The sequence below is a fragment of the Citrobacter sp. RHBSTW-00986 genome (assembly GCF_013783065.1).
Lineage (GTDB): Bacteria > Pseudomonadota > Gammaproteobacteria > Enterobacterales > Enterobacteriaceae > Citrobacter > Citrobacter braakii.
Window position 1 is genome coordinate 1,073,717 of record NZ_CP056200.1, and the last position, 16,152, is coordinate 1,089,868.

General features: G+C 51.7%; 18 protein-coding genes. 10 read left to right on the top strand and 8 right to left on the bottom strand.

Going from position 1 to position 16,152, the window contains the following annotated elements:
- The first annotated feature begins 8 nt into the window (after positions 1–8).
- From ispD to HV345_RS05260, 5 genes are read left to right on the top strand one after another with little or no spacing between them, the layout of a single operon-like run.
- Entirely contained in the window at positions 9–719 is a 711-nt protein-coding gene (ispD, locus tag HV345_RS05240; RefSeq protein WP_046274807.1) for a 2-C-methyl-D-erythritol 4-phosphate cytidylyltransferase, read from the top strand.
- Positions 719–1,198 carry a 2-C-methyl-D-erythritol 2,4-cyclodiphosphate synthase gene (gene ispF, locus HV345_RS05245; protein ID WP_016154209.1) on the top strand — a complete coding sequence of 160 codons (480 nt, stop codon included), beginning with the start codon at positions 719–721 and terminating at the stop codon, positions 1,196–1,198. Before ispD ends, ispF begins: the two co-directional genes overlap by 1 nt.
- Complete coding sequence (gene truD, locus HV345_RS05250; protein ID WP_016154208.1) at positions 1,195–2,244, top strand: tRNA pseudouridine(13) synthase TruD; 1,050 nt, start codon at positions 1,195–1,197, stop codon at positions 2,242–2,244. Before ispF ends, truD begins: the two co-directional genes overlap by 4 nt.
- On the top strand, positions 2,225–2,986 hold the full coding sequence (gene surE, locus HV345_RS05255; RefSeq protein WP_016157332.1) for a 5'/3'-nucleotidase SurE: 762 nt from the start codon (positions 2,225–2,227) through the stop codon (positions 2,984–2,986). Before truD ends, surE begins: the two co-directional genes overlap by 20 nt.
- Positions 2,980–3,606, top strand: a complete 627-nt coding sequence (locus HV345_RS05260; protein WP_003034172.1) for a protein-L-isoaspartate(D-aspartate) O-methyltransferase — start codon at positions 2,980–2,982, stop codon at positions 3,604–3,606. The genes surE and HV345_RS05260 overlap by 7 nt, the downstream gene beginning before the upstream one ends.
- A gap of 32 nt (positions 3,607–3,638) precedes the next feature.
- Here the strand turns inward: HV345_RS05260 and HV345_RS26355 are convergent, their stop codons facing one another.
- The gene (locus HV345_RS26355; protein ID WP_223870215.1) at positions 3,639–3,866 is read right to left on the bottom strand and encodes a hypothetical protein; all 228 of its coding nucleotides are present in this window, start codon (positions 3,864–3,866) and stop codon (positions 3,639–3,641) included.
- Here HV345_RS26355 and nlpD point away from each other — a divergent pair.
- Both nlpD and rpoS read left to right on the top strand, forming a co-directional pair.
- Positions 3,769–4,851, top strand: a complete 1,083-nt coding sequence (gene nlpD, locus HV345_RS05265; RefSeq protein ID WP_230330220.1) for a murein hydrolase activator NlpD — start codon at positions 3,769–3,771, stop codon at positions 4,849–4,851. The two genes, HV345_RS26355 and nlpD, sit on opposite strands and share 98 nt — an antisense overlap.
- Positions 4,852–4,913: 62 nt before the next feature.
- Entirely contained in the window at positions 4,914–5,906 is a 993-nt protein-coding gene (gene rpoS / locus HV345_RS05270) for an RNA polymerase sigma factor RpoS (RefSeq protein ID WP_000081498.1), read from the top strand.
- 79 nt (positions 5,907–5,985) lie between these two features.
- On the opposite strand, the gene mutS is transcribed toward rpoS, so the two are convergent.
- From mutS to HV345_RS05285, 3 genes are read right to left on the bottom strand one after another with little or no spacing between them, the layout of a single operon-like run.
- On the bottom strand, positions 5,986–8,553 hold the full coding sequence (gene mutS / locus HV345_RS05275; protein ID WP_016154205.1) for a DNA mismatch repair protein MutS: 2,568 nt from the start codon (positions 8,551–8,553) through the stop codon (positions 5,986–5,988).
- A 35-nt stretch (positions 8,554–8,588) separates the two neighbouring features.
- Positions 8,589–9,101 carry a hypothetical protein gene (locus HV345_RS05280; RefSeq protein ID WP_181636345.1) on the bottom strand — a complete coding sequence of 171 codons (513 nt, stop codon included), beginning with the start codon at positions 9,099–9,101 and terminating at the stop codon, positions 8,589–8,591.
- The gene (locus tag HV345_RS05285; protein ID WP_046274827.1) at positions 9,101–9,886 is read right to left on the bottom strand and encodes a winged helix-turn-helix domain-containing protein; all 786 of its coding nucleotides are present in this window, start codon (positions 9,884–9,886) and stop codon (positions 9,101–9,103) included. The genes HV345_RS05280 and HV345_RS05285 overlap by 1 nt, the downstream gene beginning before the upstream one ends.
- A 456-nt stretch (positions 9,887–10,342) precedes the next feature.
- Here HV345_RS05285 and HV345_RS05290 point away from each other — a divergent pair, with 456 nt between their 5' ends.
- Together HV345_RS05290 and HV345_RS05295 are read left to right on the top strand one after the other, a co-directional pair.
- Complete coding sequence (locus HV345_RS05290; RefSeq protein ID WP_181636346.1) at positions 10,343–10,945, top strand: helix-turn-helix domain-containing protein; 603 nt, start codon at positions 10,343–10,345, stop codon at positions 10,943–10,945.
- A 228-nt stretch (positions 10,946–11,173) separates the two neighbouring features.
- Positions 11,174–11,971 carry an EAL domain-containing protein gene (locus tag HV345_RS05295; protein ID WP_181636347.1) on the top strand — a complete coding sequence of 266 codons (798 nt, stop codon included), beginning with the start codon at positions 11,174–11,176 and terminating at the stop codon, positions 11,969–11,971.
- Positions 11,972–12,079: 108 nt separating this feature from the next.
- Here the strand turns inward: HV345_RS05295 and sitD are convergent, their stop codons facing one another.
- Genes sitD through HV345_RS05315 form a run of 4 tightly spaced genes read right to left on the bottom strand, consistent with a single transcriptional unit; the run spans position 12,080 to position 15,517 of the window.
- Positions 12,080–12,931 carry an iron/manganese ABC transporter permease subunit SitD gene (gene sitD, locus HV345_RS05300; RefSeq protein ID WP_181636348.1) on the bottom strand — a complete coding sequence of 284 codons (852 nt, stop codon included), beginning with the start codon at positions 12,929–12,931 and terminating at the stop codon, positions 12,080–12,082.
- The gene (gene sitC / locus HV345_RS05305; RefSeq protein WP_016154199.1) at positions 12,928–13,785 is read right to left on the bottom strand and encodes an iron/manganese ABC transporter permease subunit SitC; all 858 of its coding nucleotides are present in this window, start codon (positions 13,783–13,785) and stop codon (positions 12,928–12,930) included. Before sitC ends, sitD begins: the two co-directional genes overlap by 4 nt.
- A 2-nt stretch (positions 13,786–13,787) precedes the next feature.
- Complete coding sequence (sitB, locus tag HV345_RS05310; RefSeq protein WP_181636349.1) at positions 13,788–14,603, bottom strand: iron/manganese ABC transporter ATP-binding protein SitB; 816 nt, start codon at positions 14,601–14,603, stop codon at positions 13,788–13,790.
- Entirely contained in the window at positions 14,600–15,517 is a 918-nt protein-coding gene (locus HV345_RS05315) for a metal ABC transporter substrate-binding protein (protein ID WP_181636350.1), read from the bottom strand. The genes sitB and HV345_RS05315 overlap by 4 nt, the downstream gene beginning before the upstream one ends.
- A 188-nt stretch (positions 15,518–15,705) precedes the next feature.
- Between HV345_RS05315 and HV345_RS05320 the strand changes: the two genes are divergently transcribed.
- A complete protein-coding gene (locus HV345_RS05320) occupies positions 15,706–16,050 on the top strand; it encodes a nitrous oxide-stimulated promoter family protein (RefSeq protein WP_003825888.1) in 345 nt (114 codons plus the stop codon).
- Positions 16,051–16,152: the final 102 nt, after the last annotated feature.

Genomic DNA, 16,152 nt, shown 5'->3' on the forward strand with positions numbered 1-16,152 from the left:
GATTTAACATGGCAGCCACTTTATTGGACGTTTGCGCCGTGGTGCCGGCTGCCGGGTTTGGCCGCCGAATGCAAACAGAGTGTCCTAAGCAGTACCTCTCTATTGGCAATAAAACCATTCTTGAACACTCGGTTGATGCGCTGCTGGCTCATCCCCGGGTGACGCGAGTCGTTATCGCTATCAGCCCAGGCGACAGCCGCTTTGCCCAACTTCCACTCGCCGCGCATCCGCAAATTACCGTAGTGGATGGCGGCAACGAGCGTGCCGATTCTGTCCTTGCCGGTTTGCAAGCCGCAGGTGAGGCCAGTTGGGTACTGGTGCATGACGCCGCGCGTCCGTGTCTGCACCAGGATGATTTAGCCCGTTTGCTGGCAATCAGTGAGACCAGCCGCACCGGCGGGATCCTGGCGGCACCAGTACGCGACACGATGAAGCGCGCGGAGCCGGGCCGAACAGACATTGCCCATACGGTCGATCGCACCGATTTATGGCACGCGTTGACGCCGCAGTTTTTCCCTCGCGAGCTGTTGCACGACTGCCTGACCCGTGCGCTCCTCGAAGGCGCAACCATTACGGATGAGGCCTCGGCGCTGGAATATTGCGGCTTACATCCTCAGCTCGTTGAAGGACGGGCTGATAATATTAAAGTAACGCGTCCAGAGGATTTGGCGTTGGCCGAATTTTATCTGACCCGGACTACCCACCAGGAGAAGACATAATGCGAATTGGACACGGTTTCGACGTACACGCTTTTGGCGGAGAAGGCCCAATTATCATTGGTGGTGTGCGCATCCCGTATGAAAAAGGATTGCTGGCGCATTCTGATGGCGATGTGGCGTTACACGCGCTAACTGATGCTCTGCTGGGCGCGGCTGCGCTGGGAGATATCGGTAAACTCTTCCCTGACACCGACCCGACCTTTAAAGGTGCCGATAGTCGTGAATTATTGCGAGAAGCCTGGCGGCGTATTCAGGCCAAAGGCTATACGCTTGGTAATGTGGATGTGACAATTATTGCTCAGGCGCCGAAGATGCTGCCGCACATTCCGCAAATGCGCGTGTTTATTGCCGAAGATCTCGGCTGCCATATGGATGATGTTAACGTGAAAGCGACCACCACGGAAAAACTCGGTTTTACCGGGCGTGGGGAAGGGATTGCCTGTGAAGCGGTGGCGTTACTCATTAAGGCACCGAAATGACTGTGTTTGACGATCTGACGTATCTCCATGGCAAACCACTGGGCCATGGCGTCCTGAAAGCGAATCCGGAAGACTTTGTTGTCGTCGAAGATTTAGGCTTCGAACCGGATGGCGAAGGCGAGCATGTTTTGGTGCGCATCCTGAAGAACGGTTGTAACACCCGTTTTGTGGCTGACGCGCTGGCGAAATTCCTGAAAATTCACGCCCGTGAAGTGAGCTTTGCCGGGCAGAAAGATAAGCATGCGGTCACGGAACAGTGGCTGTGCGCGCGCGTACCGGGCAATGCAATGCCTGATCTAAGCAAATTTGAGCTCGAAGGCTGTAAAGTTCTGGAGTACGCGCGCCACAAGCGTAAGCTGCGTTTAGGGGCGCTGAAAGGCAACGAATTTACGCTGGTGTTGCGTGAAGTGAGCGAGCGAAATGACGTTGAAGCGCGTTTGCAGGCGATTAGCGAACGCGGCGTACCGAACTATTTTGGCGCTCAGCGTTTTGGTATCGGCGGTAGCAACCTGCAAGGGGCGCTGCGCTGGGCGCAAAGCGATGCGCCGGTGCGCGATCGCAATAAACGCAGTTTTTGGTTGTCGGCGGCCCGTAGCGCGTTGTTTAATCAGATAGTCAGTGAACGCTTGAAAAAAACAGACTTTAATCAAGTTGTTGACGGCGATGCGCTACAATTATCCGGACGCGGAAGCTGGTTTGTCGCCACACAGGAAGAACACACTGAATTACAGCGTCGCGTCGATGAGAAAGAATTGATGATCACAGCGGCATTACCGGGCAGCGGTGAGTGGGGAACTCAGCGCGACGCACTGGCGTTTGAAAAAGCCGCTGTTGCTGATGAAACCGCGCTGCAGTCTCTGTTATTGCGCGAGAAAGTCGACGCGTCGCGTCGCGCTATGTTGCTGTATCCACAACAATTAAGCTGGAACTGGTGGGATGACGTAACCGTCGAGTTACGCTTCTGGCTACCGGCAGGTAGCTTCGCCACCAGTGTTGTAAGGGAACTTATTAACACAATGGGTGATTATGCGTATATTGCTGAGTAACGATGATGGGGTCCACGCACCCGGTATACAAACGCTGGCGAAAGCGCTGCGTGAGTTTGCTGACGTACAGGTGGTTGCCCCGGATCGTAACCGCAGTGGCGCGTCTAACTCGCTGACGCTGGAATCCTCACTTCGCACCTTTACCTATGATAACGGCGATATCGCCGTACAAATGGGTACGCCCACCGACTGCGTTTATCTGGGCGTGAACGCATTAATGCGTCCGCGTCCGGACATTGTCGTTTCTGGTATTAATGCGGGTCCTAATCTGGGTGATGATGTTATCTATTCCGGTACCGTTGCGGCGGCAATGGAAGGTCGTCATCTGGGGTTCCCGGCGCTGGCTGTCTCACTTGATGGCCATAAACACTACGAGACTGCTGCCGCAGTAACCTGTCGTATTTTACGGGCGCTGAGTCGTGAACCGCTGCGCACCGGTCGCATTTTGAATATCAACGTGCCGGATTTACCACTGGATCAGATTAAAGGTATTCGCGTCACGCGCTGCGGCAGTCGCCATCCGGCGGATCAGGTTATTCCACAGCAGGACCCACGCGGTAATACGCTGTACTGGATCGGGCCACCGGGTGAAAAGTGCGACGCCGGGCCGGATACGGATTTTGCCGCCGTCGATGAAGGCTATGTTTCTATCACGCCGCTGCATGTCGATTTAACCGCATACGGCGCGCATGAGGTGGTTTCTGACTGGTTAGACAGCGTGGGAGTCGACACGCAATGGTAAGCAGACGCGTACACACTCTTCTTGAACAATTACGTGCGCAGGGCATCAGAGATGAGCTTGTCCTCGATGCGCTCGCCGCCGTGCCGCGTGAAAAATTCATTGATGAGGCGTTTGAACATAAGGCCTGGGACAATATTGCCCTGCCGATTGGTCAGGGGCAGACGATTTCGCAGCCTTATATGGTTGCGCGAATGACCGAACTGCTTGAGCTAACGCCGCAGTCTCGGGTGCTGGAAATTGGTACTGGCTCTGGCTACCAGACGGCGATTCTGGCGCACCTGGTGCATCATGTGTGCTCCGTTGAGCGCATTAAAGGTTTGCAATGGCAGGCGCGTCGCCGCCTGAAGCAGCTTGATTTACATAATGTTTCGACCCGTCATGGTGATGGATGGCAAGGCTGGCAGGCGCGAGCTCCGTTTGACGCTATCATTGTAACGGCAGCGCCGCCCGAGATCCCAACCGCATTGATGATGCAGCTGGATGAGGGCGGCATTCTCGTCTTACCCGTGGGCGATGAGCACCAGTTTCTGAAGCGGGTGCGTCGTCGGGGAGGCGAATTTATTATCGATACCGTGGAGGCCGTACGTTTCGTTCCCTTAGTGAAAGGGGAGCTTGCGTAGATAGCGCTGCTGAATACCTGGAGTTTTCCTGGTTATTCTCGAAAGAGTAAGCGTATTGTGACGGGGCCTTGCACGGTGATTACGTCACTGGTTTTAACCAATTTTCCTGGGGGATAAATGAGCGCGGGAAGCCACAAATTTACCGTTCGCCGCATTGCGGCATTGTCACTGGTTTCACTATGGCTGGCAGGTTGTTCAAACACCTCGAATCCACCAGCGCCGGTCAGCTCGGTTAACGGTAGTGCATCAACGAACACCAGTTCTGGCATGCTGATTACGCCTCCACCCAAAATGGGCTCGACGTCGACCGTACAGCAGACGCCACAGATCCAGTCGGTGCAGCAACCAACCACACAGCCAACGCAAATCCAGCCTGTTGCTCAACAGCCTGTGCAGATGGAAAACGGTCGTATTGTATACAATCGTAAGTATGGGAATATTCCGAAAGGTAGCTACACGGGCGGCAGTACCTATACTGTTAAGAAAGGCGATACCCTTTTCTATATTGCCTGGATCACCGGGAACGATTTCCGTGACCTCGCACAACGCAATAACGTTCCGGCCCCGTATGGCCTGAATGTCGGTCAAACTCTGCAAGTGGGCAACGCGTCTGGCGCACCGATTACCGGTGGCAATGCCATCACCCAGGCGGATGCAGCACAGCAAGGAGTTGTGACCAACCCTGCACAAAATTCCACCGTTGCTGTTGCTTCGAAACCAACAATTACGTATTCTGAGGATTCAGGTGAACAAAGTGCTAACAAAATGTTGCCGAACAACAAGCCTGCTGGGACTGTGGTCACAGCGCCTGTAACGGCTCCAGCAGTTAGCACAACCGAATCAACTGCAAGCTCAACGTCGACTAGCTCGCCAATCTCTACCTGGCGCTGGCCGACTGACGGCAAAGTGATCGAAAACTTTGCGGCTACCGAAGGTGGCAATAAAGGGATCGACATTGCAGGCAGCAAAGGACAGGCTATTGTCGCGACCGCAGATGGACGCGTCGTCTATGCCGGTAATGCGCTGCGTGGTTACGGTAATCTTATTATCATCAAACATAACGATGATTACCTGAGCGCCTACGCCCATAACGATACAATGCTGGTCCGGGAACAACAAGAAATCAAGGCGGGGCAGAAAATAGCTACCATGGGTAGCACCGGAACCAGTTCAACACGCTTGCATTTTGAAATTCGTTACAAGGGGAAATCCGTAAACCCGCTGCGCTATTTACCGCAGCGATAATTAGGCGGAACCAGGCTTTCACGTGCTAGTTCCGTTAGGGATCACGGGTAGGAGCCACCTTTATGAGTCAGAATACGCTGAAAGTTCATGATTTAAATGAAGATGCGGAATTTGATGAGAACGGAGTAGAGGCTTTTGATGAAAAAGCCTTGAGTGAAGAGGAACCCAGTGATAACGACCTGGCTGAAGAAGAGCTGTTATCGCAGGGGGCCACACAGCGTGTGTTGGACGCGACTCAGCTTTACCTTGGTGAGATTGGTTATTCACCACTGTTAACAGCCGAAGAAGAAGTTTATTTTGCGCGTCGCGCACTGCGTGGAGATGTCGCATCTCGCCGTCGCATGATTGAAAGTAACCTGCGTCTGGTGGTGAAAATTGCTCGTCGTTATGGCAATCGTGGTCTGGCATTGCTGGACCTGATTGAAGAGGGCAATTTAGGGCTTATCCGTGCCGTCGAGAAGTTTGACCCGGAACGTGGGTTCCGCTTCTCAACATACGCAACCTGGTGGATCCGCCAGACGATCGAACGGGCGATTATGAACCAAACCCGTACGATCCGGCTGCCGATTCACATTGTAAAAGAGCTGAACGTCTATCTGCGTACCGCGCGTGAGTTGTCGCATAAACTGGACCACGAACCGAGTGCAGAAGAGATTGCTGAACAACTGGATAAACCGGTTGATGACGTCAGCCGTATGCTCCGACTCAACGAGCGTATTACCTCGGTAGACACCCCGCTGGGTGGCGATTCCGAAAAAGCGTTGCTGGATATTCTGGCCGATGAAAAGGAAAACGGTCCGGAAGACACCACGCAAGACGATGATATGAAACAGAGCATCGTCAAATGGCTGTTCGAACTGAACGCCAAACAGCGTGAAGTGCTGGCACGTCGTTTTGGTCTGCTGGGGTACGAAGCTGCGACACTGGAAGATGTGGGCCGTGAAATTGGTCTCACTCGTGAACGTGTTCGCCAGATTCAGGTTGAAGGTCTGCGTCGTCTGCGTGAAATTCTGCAGACTCAGGGACTGAATATCGAAGCGCTTTTCCGCGAGTAAGCACAAGTTCTATCAAGAAAGGCCAGTCTCATTGAGACTGGCCTTTTTCTTTAGGGCTAACGCTATCGGGCTCTTTTTACTACACCAGACTTTTCAACCGGTAGATCCACTCCAGCGCCTGGCGAGGCGTTAGCGAATCCGGGTCGAGGTTTTCCAGCGCATCAACGGCGGGTGACGTTTCTTCCGGTACTGACAGCAGCGACATTTGCGTACCGTCGACCTGGGTTGCGGCAACATTTGGCGCGATGCTTTCCAGTTCGCGCAGTTTTTGCCGCGCGCGTTTGATCACCTCTTTCGGTACGCCAGCCAGGGCAGCGACTGCCAGACCATAGCTCTTGCTCGCCGCGCCATCCTGCACGCTGTGCATGAAGGCGATGGTATCGCCGTGCTCTAACGCATCCAGATGCACATTAGCGACGCCCTCCATCTTCTCCGGTAACTGCGTCAGTTCGAAGTAGTGGGTCGCAAATAAAGTTAATGCTTTGATTTTATTCGCCAGATTTTCTGCGCATGCCCATGCCAGCGACAGGCCGTCGTAGGTGGAGGTGCCGCGTCCAATCTCATCCATCAGCACCAGACTGTTCTCGGTGGCGTTATGCAGAATGTTGGCGGTTTCGGTCATTTCTACCATGAAGGTGGAACGACCCGATGCCAGATCATCCGCCGCGCCCACGCGGGTAAAGATACGATCGATAGGCCCGATCTCGACTTTCTGTGCCGGAACGTAGCTGCCGATATAGGCCAGTAGCGCAATCAACGCAGTCTGGCGCATATAGGTACTTTTACCCCCCATGTTTGGGCCGGTGATGATCAGCATCCGTCGCTGAGGCGAGAGGTTAAGCGGGTTGGCGATAAACGGCTCGGTCAGCACCTGTTCAACCACCGGATGACGTCCCTCGGTAATACGAATGCCGGGTTTATCGGTGAAGATCGGACAGGTGTAATTCAGGGTATAAGCACGCTCCGCGAGGTTGACCAGCACGTCCAACTCCGCCAGCGCGCTGGCGCTCTGTTGCAAATCAGCCAGGTGTGGCAGCAGCATGTCGAACAGTTCGTCATACAGCTGTTTTTCCAGCGCCAGCGCTTTGCCTTTTGAGGTCAGAACTTTGTCTTCGTACTCTTTCAGTTCCGGAATAATGTAGCGTTCGGCGTTTTTCAATGTCTGGCGGCGTACGTAGTTAATTGGCGCCAAATGACTTTGCCCACGGCTGATCTGAATGTAGTAGCCGTGCACGGCGTTAAATCCTACTTTCAGCGTGTCCAGACCGGTGCGTTCGCGTTCGCGGATTTCCAGTCTGTCGAGGTAGTCCGTGGCGCCATCAGCCAGCGCTCGCCACTCATCAAGCTCTTCATTGTAGCCTGGGGCAATGACGCCGCCGTCACGTACGAGCACTGGTGGAGCTTCCACGACGGCACGTTCCAACAGTTCACGCAGCTCAGTAAACTCACCCATTTTCTCGCGCAGCATCTGCACGGGGGCACTGTCTACGTTTTCCAGTTGTGCGCGCAGTTCGGGTAATTGCTGGAAGGCATGACGCATACGGGCCAGATCGCGCGGGCGCGCAGTACGCAGGGCCAGACGCGCCAGAATACGTTCCAGATCGCCTACCTGACGCAGCACGGGTTGTAATTCGCTGGTGGTATCCTGCAGCGCGCCGATGGTCTGTTGGCGCTCGATGAGGATTTTGGTGTCGCGGACCGGCATATGCAGCCAGCGCTTGAGCATACGGCTACCCATCGGTGTCACGGTGCAGTCGAGTACTGAAGCCAGCGTGTTTTCCACCCCGCCCGCCAGGTTCTGGGTGATTTCCAGATTGCGGCGTGTGGCGGCGTCCATGATGATGCTGTCCTGCTGACGCTCCATGGTGATGGAACGAATATGCGGCAGCGAGGTGCGCTGGGTATCTTTTACGTATTGCAGCAGACAGCCGGCAGCGCATAATCCGCGTGGGGCGTTTTCCACGCCAAAGCCAATCAGATCCCGCGTGCCGAACTGCAGATTTAACTGCTGACGGGCGGTATCAATTTCAAATTCCCACAGCGGACGACGGCGCAGGCCGCGACGTCCCTCTATCAGCGAGGTTTCGGCAAAATCCTCGGCATACAGCAATTCAGCGGGGTTGGTGCGCTGCAATTCCGCGGCCATGGTTTCGCGGTCAGCGGGTTCACTGACACGAAAACGCCCGGAGCTGATATCCAGCGTAGCGTAGCCGTACCCTTTACTGTCTTGCCAGATGGCGGCCAGCAGGTTGTCCTGGCGCTCCTGCAACAACGCTTCATCACTGATGGTGCCTGGTGTGACAATACGTACCACTTTGCGCTCAACCGGGCCTTTGCTGGTCGCCGGATCGCCAATCTGTTCACAAATAGCAACGGACTCACCCTGATTGACCAGCTTGGCGAGGTAGTTTTCTACCGCATGATGAGGAATGCCTGCCATCGGGATTGGCTCACCCGCAGATGCGCCGCGTTTGGTCAGGGAGATATCAAGCAGTTGAGACGCGCGTTTCGCATCGTCATAAAACAGTTCGTAAAAGTCGCCCATGCGGTAAAACAGCAGTATTTCCGGGTGCTGAGCCTTCAGCTTGAGATACTGCTGCATCATTGGCGTGTGGTTCGTGAAGTCCGTATCAAGTGACTCTTTCAAATCGTTTTTGCTCTTATTTAATCTTCGCTTATTGATTATTCATTTTCCGGCAACGCATAATTCTGGCAGTACAGATAGGGGATCCCCTCTTTGGTAATCAAATACGTCTCTCTATTCAGCGCAAAAAAATCGACGTTGGATACGCTGGTGTTGGTCAGGAAGAAGTCGGGGAGGAGTTCCTGAATGAGACTGGCGGGTGCTGTTTCGCGATTGGAGATTTGGATTTTCTGCGAAATCCAAACCGGGCTTGAGCCGTAGCTGGATTGTGTAAAAAGTACCATGTGTTGCACGGTCTGCTCATTATTTTCGGCATCTTTGATAATGCCATCAATATTCACAATACCTTTGCTGCCGCCGGTTTTGATATCAATGATCCCTCGGAATGAGCTTGTATTGCGTACAATCTCGATGGCAGACCGACAGGTCAGATTATGTAACTGACCATTGTTTTTACTGTACCGGTAGACGGCGGTAACAATTAGCGCAGCAAAACAAAGCAACAGGATAATACCTGTCTGGATGCGGGGCGTTCGGGAATAAAAATTCATTAGCTATCATACCGTGGGTAATAAACCGACTGACAGGCGTTTTCCTGCCTGTTTTTCATCGGTGAGCGACATACAAGCACGGATAATTTCTTGGATTCAGGATAGGTGGTGATATAGATAAATTTATGGCTCTGACACAGCCCAGGATTTTTGTTGATAAATGCCGTATGTCGGGAGAAGTTACTGGCATCATTATTAAAATAGTACTGACAGTCAGTGGGGGCGTTGTCTGCGGTGATATAGCCGGAGAAATAGTTATCACTGGTTTGCCACGGATACATTATAAGCACACAAATTATCAGGGTAATAGCAAGTATTACCATTTCAGCAGTGGTTATCAAAGGTTGGCGCGCTGTGTCATCTGACAGTTCTTCTATGGCGACATCCGGCACTAAAGGTTCTGCTGTAAAAGATACGCTCTCCTCCGGAGTTTCAATCACCTGAATATTGAATTCTTCCTGGATGATCAGCCCTTTGCGGGGGATCGTGGTGATAAGCGGTTGCTCCAGTTCCAGCTGCAGCAAACTTTTGCGCAAAGAGAGAATGCTTTGATAAAAGGCGTTGAAGCTCACCTGGCGGTGATTTTTACCCCAGCCGAATTCCAGTAGTTCGTTTTGGGAAACCACTTGCCCGCGATGTTGAATAAGTAATAAAAGACATAATGACGCCGAGTGTTTGAGTTTTATCCGCTGATTGGGTTGATCTATCCGCGCCAGAGATTGTGTAGCTGGCGTAAATATTATTATTTTTTCAATCAGATAACTGACATTGCCAGTCTCAGACATGATGTTTCTACTCTTGCTGGTGCGCCAGGCGGTTGGCGAGTCATGATACCACTTAGTCCATAAAGACCACCAGTATGGACCCGACCCTGCAGCGAGAACCGCGAAGTGTTTCAATTTCGTATCATAATATAACAACAATGATAACTTTTTAATGAAAATAAACTATATATAAATCAATGTATTGTATCTTTTTGGCTACATTGAAAAGAACAGAAAGATGAAATAACAACGACAAAGATGATTGCCATTAATTCTTTATGGACAGCGTCATATACTGCCTGGCGCCACCACGCGAAAACAGCATGAGTCTGAACGCGTCAACGGCACCAGGGAATGCCGGTGGTAGATGTAGATGGGAATAAATGTCAGCTTGTTGGTGAGCTGACATTTATTTTTCGTGTTGAGTAAAAATCCACCCTCGTTTTGACAAAGCCATAATTTGCGGTAGAGAGTCCTATGTTCCAGAAAGATATTGAAAATGCTGTAGTGCTTGTTGGTGATGAAATGAAAAAGTCAGATAATGCCTGGCTGTCCTTACGCAAAAAACGCCAGCGTATTGATCTGAAGAGTGATGGAAATATCTTGTTTCTGGAGAAAGGGGCCATCTCTGTTCATCGTGTGGAAAATGATTTGGTGATGGTAAGTATATTTGCACCGGCCATCCTCGGCTTGCCGCAAATGCGTACGGAAGTTGCCGGACACTATTTACGTTGTGATACCGATTGTGAAATGTGGGCGATGAGTGCAACCAATGCCGAACTTTTGTTCACTGCGAAGAATCTTTGGAAACATGCATTTGATATTTTAACGCTACATCTGCAACGCTATTTTCAACGAGAAAAATTGCAATCGCATCGTACTATCCGTGAATTGATTATTGAGCACCTGAAATATATTTGGTCGATGGAGCCAGAGATGCGTGAAAACACATCTGTGTATACATTCATTCTCGCTCGAAATCATATCTCACGCAGTGCTATCCACAAAGTATTGCAGGAGTTAGTGAATGACGGAAAAATAATTATGAAGCGAGGGAAACTCTCTTTTTTTGTATGTTAAAGTTAACATTAAAAGCATCTGACGTGTTTTTTTGCACTCAGCTGGAATGATAATGAAAAAACTGGGTTTGTGATTTTTGTTGATTATCAGTATGTTGGTTTTTGTCTTTTTCTTCACCGCTGATGCCAGCTACGCGGAATGTCCATTTTTATCTATAAATTAGTATTTATTTATTAATTTGATATGAATATGATGTTCCCTCCAATAATAACAAAAGTCATATCGCCAATGACCAACGGCAGGCCGGAAAACCTTGAGGCACAGCATAGCCGACTGTTTGGCAACCCTACTACCGATACAACGGATGTTCGCGCTGCACTGCAAAACGCGTTGGATCACAATACCTTTGTCCTGCTGGCCCAGCCTATCGTCAGTACTCGTGGTGATGAATCCTATCATGAGATATTGATCCGCATGCTCAATGAGCACGGGGAATTTCTTTCCCCTGACCATTTTCTGTCGGTTGCACGCGACACAGGGTTAGCACCCGATATCGATCTTTGGGTTATTGAGAACACCCTGAAGTACATGCGCTACCATCCGCTGAGTTGTTTTTCCATTAACCTGGCGCCAGTGACGCTATGTCGTTCAGGTATCGTTGCAAAGATAACTGCGTTGTTGCAGGAATATGTGGTGATACCGCAACGGATTATTTTTGAGATAACCGAGGCTGATACCCTGTCAGATAAAGAACACACGGCAGATACACTACGCTTACTACGTCAATTGGGATGTCGGATCGCGATTGACGACTTCGGTGCCGGGTTTGCAAGCTATGAACGCCTGATGAACATTGAAGCAGATATTTTGAAGATTGATGGGTCTTTCGTTCGTGGGATTATAAAATGTGAGGTTAGTCGCTATATCATCGAATCTTTCTGCCGGGTTGCGGCAATGAAAGGTATGCAGGTTGTCGCCGAGTTTGTTGAAAGTGCCGAAATCCAGATGCACCTGGAACACATGAATGTCGGGTGGTTACAGGGATACCACATTGGCAAGCCAAAACCGTTGCTCACGTTAGAGTAATCTATAATCCGTTTATTTAAACGTATCATCACGATGCTGTAATCTGCCGATAATATAACCTCCTGGCGGAGGCTATATTAATATCAAGAACATTAGCTGACCCATAATTTACGGATCCTGCAGCTGAAGCTGATTCTCTAAACGCCGATCGCGCAGGGTTGCATAAATAAAGGTAATCACAAACAGCAGAGAAAATAGTACGACGATGGTGGGAGCCGGCGCGCTGTCGATGAAAAATGACAGGTACACGCCCATAAATGACGTAATGACCGACATCGCCACCGCCAGCCATAAGGCGTGGGAAAATTTCCGCGTCATTAAAATCGCGATGGCGCCAGGTGCAATCAGTAATGAAATTGACAAAATAATCCCTACCGATTTTAGCGTGGCGACAATCGTCAGGGCGATCATGCACAACAGGCCGTAATGCAGCAGTGCGGTGTTAAGCCCACTGGCCTTTGCCTGATGTGGGTCGAACGCATGCAGGAGCAAATCTTTCCATTTAAGTCCGATGATAAGCGCGATCCCCATAGTAATAACCGCGGTTTGCATGATATCGCTTAACGATACGCCCAGCATGTCGCCGAACAGAATATGATCGAGATGGACTTCTGACTGGATAGAGACGTACAGCACCAGACCCGCACCAAACATCCCGGAGAAAACAATACCCATGATGGTGTCGCGCTTAATGCGGCTGTTATCGTCGAGGTATCCGGTCGCCACCGCGCAGAACAGACCGGCGATAAACGCGCCAATTGCCAGCGGGATGCCCGCAATCCACGCCAGGACAATCCCTGGGAAAACCGCATGACTCATGGCATCGCCCATCAGCGCCCAGCCTTTGAGTACTAAAAATACCGACAGCAGCGCGCAGGGCACAGCGACGATGGTAGAGATGACCAGCGCATTAACCATAAAGCTAAACTGAAAAGGTTCCAGCAGCGTTGTTAAGATCATACTTGCTCCTTGTTCACCAGACGGGCGCGGCGGCGATTTGCCAGCAGACCGTGTTTTGGTGCGAAGACAAATGCCAGCAGGAACAGCAGCGTTTGCAGAACGACGATAATTCCACCGGTTGCCCCGTCCAGCCAGTAGCTTAGCCAGGCGCCGAAAAAGCTGGTCAGGCTGCCGAGTGCCACGGCGATGGTGAGCAGGCGAGGAAAACGATCGGTCAGCAGCCAGGCCGTCGCACCGGGCGTAACCACCAGGCAAATCACCAGAAAGGCGCCGACGGTTTGCAGTGCGGCGATCGTGGAAACGGAGAGCAACGTAAAAAACAACAGCTTCAGCCGACCCGGATTCAGACCGATAGACCGCGCGTGGTTTTCATCAAAAAAGACCACCATCAGATCTTTCCACTTCAAAAACAGAATGGTCAGCGAAACCACGCCGATGATCGCCAGTTGCAGAATATCTTCCGGCGCAATCGCCAGGATGTTACCCAGAATAATGGTCTGGATGTTCACCGACATCGGATTAAGCGACACCATAAATAACCCGATACCGAAAAAGGACGAAAAAATCAGCCCGATAATGGCATCTTCCTTCAGGCGTGAACGCTGATTGAGAAACAGCATGCTGCCCGCCGCCAGTCCACCGGAAAGAAATGCGCCCAGCGCAAAGGGAAGCCCTAACATATAGGCTCCGGCTACGCCTGGAACGATCGAGTGCGACAGCGCATCGCCAATCAGCGACCAGCCTTTGAGCATCAGATAGCAGGAGAGAAATGCGCACAGGCCGCCGACCATCGCCGAAACCCACATGGCGTTGAGCATGTACTGGTAGCCAAACGGCTCCGTCAGCCAGTTCATGATTACTCCCCCTCGCTTGCCGCGCGTCGCGAAATAAACGGACGTTCATCATCGGTAATCACGTGTTGTTCACCGCCGCTCAGCGCGACGTGACGCAGAACGCCGCTGAATGCCAGCTCGAGATTCTCGTGGGTAAAGGTGGTTTCGGTTGGCCCACTTGCCAGCACCGTGCCCTTAATCATCACCGTGTAATCGCAAAATTCGGTGACGGATCCCAGATTATGGGTAGAGACCAGCATGGTCCGGCCTTCATCACGCAGTTCACGCAGCAGATCGATGATCCGGGCCTCGGTTTTCACATCCACGCCGGTGAAGGGTTCATCCAGTAAAATAACCTGCCCGTTCTGTGCGATGGCTCTTGCCAGAAAAACGCGTTTTTTCTGCCCGCCGGACAGTTCACCTATCTGGCGATGGCGATAGTCCAGCATATCTACCCGCGCTAGCGCCGCATCCACGCAGTCGTGGTCGATCTGTTTTGGTCGACGCAGCCACCCCATATGGCCAAAGCGGCCCATCATCACTACATCTTCCACCAGTACCGGAAACGACCAGTCCACCTCTTCTGACTGGGGGACATAGGCGATAAGATTCTGTTTGAGCGCCTTATTAACCGGTTGTTGCAGAATAGATATTTCCCCTTTCGCCAACCGGACAAAACCCATCAGCGCTTTAAAAAGCGTTGATTTTCCCGAACCGTTTACGCCGACCAGAGCGGCAATTGAGCCGCCCGGAACCTGAAAAGTGGCATCCCGCAGCGCGGTGTGGCCGTTGCGATACGTCACCGTAACCTGATTCACGGTAATCGCAGATTGACTCATTTTTGGCTCCTTAACCCGTCGTTGATGCCGCTGACGATGGTTTCTGTCGTCACGCGCAGTAAATCCAGATAGGTCGGTACCGGACCATCGGCAGCGCTGAGCGAATCGACATACAGCACGCCGCCGTAATACGCGCCAGACTCGCGGGCGACCTGACGCGCAGGTTTGTCGGACACGGTGCTTTCGCTAAATACGGTAGGGATTTGATATTTTCTGATCGCATCGATCACTTTGCGTACCTGCTTGGGCGTGCCTTGCTGATCGGCATTGATCGGCCACAGATACAGCTCTTTCAGGCCGTTATCACGCGCGAGGTAAGAGAATGCGCCTTCGCTGGTGACCAGCCAGCGTTTATCAGCAGGGAGCTTCGCCAGTTCTGCATGCAGTGGCGCCAGAGTCTGCTGGATTTTCGCTTTATAATTCTCCGCATTTTTCTGGTAGGTTGCGGCATGGTCGGGATCGTATTTCATCAGCGCATCGCGAATGTTATCCACGTAGATAAGCGCGTTCTCCGCTGACATCCAGGCATGCGGATTCGGTTTGCCGTTGTATGGCCCTTCGCTGATACCCATTGGCTGCACGCCATTTGAGACCATGACCTCCGGTACGCCGGACAAATTTTGGTAGAAGCGGGCAAACCATAGTTCGAGATTAAGGCCGTTGGAGAGAATAAGCTGTGCGCCTTGCGCCCGTTTAATATCCCCCGGTGTGGGTTGATATTCGTGAATTTCTGCCCCGGGTTTGGTGATGGAACTGACGTCCGCCGCGTCACCTGCCACGTTGCTTGCCATATCGGCAATCACCGTAAAGGTGGTTATCACTTTGAACTTTTCTTTCGCCCAGGCAGGTGACAGCGTAAGCGCCGTTAACACGCTGGCAAGGAGAAATGACTTCAGATGGGGCAGATGCGGCATAGTATCCCTCACAACAAAGTGGTTAATTTATCATCGAATATAGCCTTTGCTATGTTATATAGCACACGGCATAAACAAATGAAAATAATTCTTATTTGCGTAGGGTGCTAAGGAATGTATCACCGCCAGGTAATAGTCCTGCGCTTAGTTAAGGTGTATTATTTATGCAACTTAATTGTGGAGGCATCATGTCCGGCAAACGTATTGCACGTGAGAAAATGACGATCCAGAGAATGATCTCGCTGTATGAGAGCCAGTGTCCGCAGGCTTCAGATGAACCGGGGCATTACGATGCGTTGTTTGCCTATGCGCAAAAGCGCCTGGATAAGTGCGTATTTGGTGAGGAAAAACCGGCCTGCAAACAGTGTCCGGTGCACTGTTACCAGCCCGCTAAACGCGAAGAGATGAAGCAAATTATGCGTTGGGCTGGACCCAGAATGCTCTGGCGTCATCCGATCCTGACCGTGCGTCATCTGATTGATGACAAACGTCCGGTGCCGGAGTTACCCGAGAAATACCAGCGGAAGAAGTGATTTAGTAATTCTATGCCGGATGGCGGCTGCGCCTTATCCGGCCGACAAAGACAAACGCACCAGTGGTGTAGGCCCGATAAGCGTAACGCTATCGGGCAATAA